We start from the raw sequence: 3,201 nt of genomic DNA on the forward strand, positions 1-3,201 counted from the left end.
GCGCCGTGGTCGCCGCCGCTAAGCCGAGGTCAGGTGACGCTCACGACGACCTTGCCGAGGGTGCGTCCCTCGCCCACCCGCGCCAATGCCTCGGGCACCTCGTCGAGGGTGAACGTGCGGTCGATGTGGATGTCGAGGTCACCCGATACGCAGAGGTCGGCGACCGGTTCGAAATGCGCCGGCCCTTGCTTGACCGCGAGCACGCCCAGCCGGCGGTGCGTGAGCCGACCGGCCAGGGAGCCGATCGTCAGGACGCGCAGCAGCGCCCCGACCGACCCGCCGACGCACCGGTAACGACCGCCCGGGGCCAATGCCCGGCGGTAGGCGAACACCGACTGGTGCGCGACCAGATCCAGGATGAGATCGTACTGGCCGCCACGGGTGAAGTCGTCGCTGCGGTAGTCGATCACCGCGTCCGCGCCGACCGACCGCATGAACTCGAGCTTGCTTGCGTTGTCGACGCCGGTCACGTGGGCGCCGAGTCGCTTGGCGAGCTGAATCGCGAAGGAACCCGAACCTCCGCCGGCACCATTGATCAGGACTCGTTGTCCGGCCCTAGCGCCCTCGGTGCCCTGCCACGCGATCGCGCCCGCCTGCGGAATCGTCGACGCCTCGGCGAAGGACAGTGCGCCGGGCTTGCGGGCCAGCACCGGCTCGGGGGCGATTGTGTACTCGGCGAAGCCGCCCTTGAGCACGAGGTTGTCGCCGTACACCTGGTCACCGGGCTGGAACCGGGTGACGGCCGGACCGACCGCATCGACCCATCCGGCGATGTCGGAGCCGAGTGTCCGGCGGGCCGGGGAGCGCAGGCCCCCGATGCGGGAATACAGCGGCGAGCCGCGCAGGGTCTCCCAGTCGCTGAGGTTGACCGAGGTGGCCGCGACCTTGACGAGCACCTGGCGGGCAGCGGGAGACGGCGTGGGAACGGTCTCGATCCGCAACTCGTCGGGCAGCCCGTACCGGTCGTACACGACCGCTCTCAACCGCGTACCCCCAACCGTCCAGGAGAAGTGGATTGGCCGACGCCACCCCCGATGCGTCCAGGGTCTGCAGCCTCAACCCTTTCTGTAGCAGGCCGGGGCAACCAGTTGACCGAACAGGAGCGCCCGCTGGCGACGGCTCGTGCGTCCTGGCAGACACGGCTCGGCCGGGGAACCGCAGCCACCGTGCCGATGCCCGTCTCACGGTGTCCAGGACGGCGATCAGCGGCAGAACAGGACGGCGAGATATCGCAGCGTGGGCTTTACAACCATACGAGCTCCGTAACGAGACGTCACCCGCTGTACATGGAAGAGAAGGCGCACGATCTCACAACTGAGGCTGGTCAGGTCAGCGACCGGAAGCGGGCTCGGCTCGATCGGGCCGGCAGGTTGCGTGTGCTCAGGTAGAAATTCGGAGCCGGCCATCATCGCCGATCGTGGCGCCCGAGATTGCCGTCCCTGGTGGCAGTCCTCGAAGTTGGTCATGCAACTGCCCGGCGATGTTCACACCCACTACGAAGTCGGTGACGCTGACGTTGCTGACGTCGATAGAGCCGCCAAGCGTGGGCGAGATCGTGAAGTCGTATACCTCATCCGGGCCCGCAACTAGGCCGGCGCGCTCGGCCGCCATTGCCAACGCACCCAGCAGGTACAGGTCTTGGCCCTCGGCCGAGTTCAGGGCGGCGCTCAGCTCGTCCGCGGTCTGCCATGGCCGCGTAAGCGTGCCCTCGAGGGTGTCCAGCCACCAGAAGCCGTCGGCCGCCTGGAAGAAGATGTCACCGAACGGGGAGGTGAAGATGGGCGTCTTGCCCGCGAGGTCGAGCCAGCCCCATGATTCGGTCGCCTCGGCGTGTTGCTCTGGCGTGAAGTTCCTCGTCAGCTGCACACGGTATTGAACCAGCACGCGAGCGCCGCGTCGACCGCAAGTCGGCCCAACCGCGTGGGGCGTTGCGCGAAGATGCGGGCGACCACGGGAGCTACGGAAAGCGGTAAAAGCTGTCAGCGGTACGACCTCTTCGCGGCAGATCAGTACACTTGATTGTGAAGGTGCCGATTACGGCGAGTTCGGAGGCGTGGCCTTCTGCGGGTAGATCGTCTCGTGGCGGGCCAGCATGGCGACGAACTCGTCGATCTTTCGCTCGCGGGTCTGCGCCCGTTTGACGGCATTGACGCGGTAGATGAGAGCGAACCGGTTGGTCGTGGTGAGTACGTCGAACATGGCTTGGGCGGCCGGGACGGCGGCGATGGCGGCGAGGAGGTCGGCCGGTGCCTCGGCTTCCGACGGCGGGGCGTAGGCCGTCGCCCACCGCCCGTCCGCTTTCGCGGCGTCTACCGCGGCGCGGCCTGGGGGCAGCATTCGCCCCTGTGCTTCCAGCCGGGCCACGTGGGCGATATTGCGTTGTGACCAGGAGCTGCGGGGTCTACGAGGGGTGAACCGGATCCAAGAGGTCTCCTGATCCCGTTTCCGGGTCTGCCCGTCGATCCAGCCGAAGCACAGGGCCTCGTCGACCGCCTGCTGCCAGGTCAGCGTGGTGACTGTGCCGCCCTTTTTGGTCAGGGCCAGCCAGACGCCGGGCGACGTGGCGTAGTTGGCCGACAACCACGCGCGCAGCGCCTCAGCGGCCGCGACGATCAACTCATCCAGCTCGGCGCTCGCCATGACGGCAGGCTAACCGACGCGACGTGGCCGCAGCCTCCGCCCGTTGGCGAGCCGGCCCCGCCGGGCTGCCGACGCACCGGCTGCCGAAGACGTCCCGCACCACCGGGGCCAGGGTCTCGGCGTCGGCGAATTTCGTTCAGCGGCCATTTCTCATCCCGTTCTGGAGCGCCTGCGCCGATCCTCCGTCAGCGGCTTTAGCCTCTGCAGATTCAGATGCCGGTCGAGCCCACTACCAAATCGTCAAGGCTAAGAAATTGTGTGTGGTTGTGCCCTTCATCGGCATGATCACGCGCACTGTCATCGGCATGTCCGCGCTCCGAATGACGAAGCTGGCCGGGACCGAGCCGTGTGCTACCGGGTGATTGCCGCGGATCGGGCGGTTTACTCGATGCGGTGGCAGCCCGCCGGCCGCGCAGGGCAGCGCCGTGGTCGCCGCCGCTAAGCCGAGGTCAGGTGACGCTCACGACGACCTTGCCGAGGGTGCGTCCCTCGCCCACCCGCGCCAATGCCTCGGGCACCTCGTCGAGGGTGAACGTGCGGTCGATGTGGATGTCGAGGTCA

General features: G+C 67.7%; 4 protein-coding genes. All 4 read right to left on the bottom strand.

Annotated features, from left to right (window positions below):
• Window positions 1-29: 29 nt before the first annotated feature.
• The 4 genes from VGR06_RS42220 to VGR06_RS44220 all read right to left on the bottom strand — a co-directional run bounded on the left by VGR06_RS42220 (window position 30) and on the right by VGR06_RS44220 (window position 3,191).
• Window positions 30-983, bottom strand: coding sequence for an NAD(P)-dependent alcohol dehydrogenase (locus tag VGR06_RS42220; protein WP_327564885.1), 954 nt, complete (start codon window positions 981-983; stop codon window positions 30-32).
• A gap of 397 nt (window positions 984-1,380) precedes the next feature.
• Entirely contained in the window at window positions 1,381-1,884 is a 504-nt protein-coding gene (locus VGR06_RS42225) for a hypothetical protein (RefSeq protein ID WP_327564886.1), read from the bottom strand.
• 150 nt (window positions 1,885-2,034) lie between these two features.
• The gene (locus tag VGR06_RS42230) at window positions 2,035-2,640 is read right to left on the bottom strand and encodes a YdeI/OmpD-associated family protein (protein ID WP_327564887.1); all 606 of its coding nucleotides are present in this window, start codon (window positions 2,638-2,640) and stop codon (window positions 2,035-2,037) included.
• 449 nt (window positions 2,641-3,089) lie between these two features.
• Window positions 3,090-3,191: a zinc-binding dehydrogenase gene (locus VGR06_RS44220; protein ID WP_414637457.1), complete on the bottom strand. Its 102-nt coding sequence runs from the start codon at window positions 3,189-3,191 to the stop codon at window positions 3,090-3,092.
• Between the last annotated feature and the right edge of the window lie 10 nt (window positions 3,192-3,201).

Source organism: Actinophytocola sp. (genome assembly GCF_036002505.1).
Lineage (GTDB): Bacteria > Actinomycetota > Actinomycetes > Mycobacteriales > Pseudonocardiaceae > DASYTH01.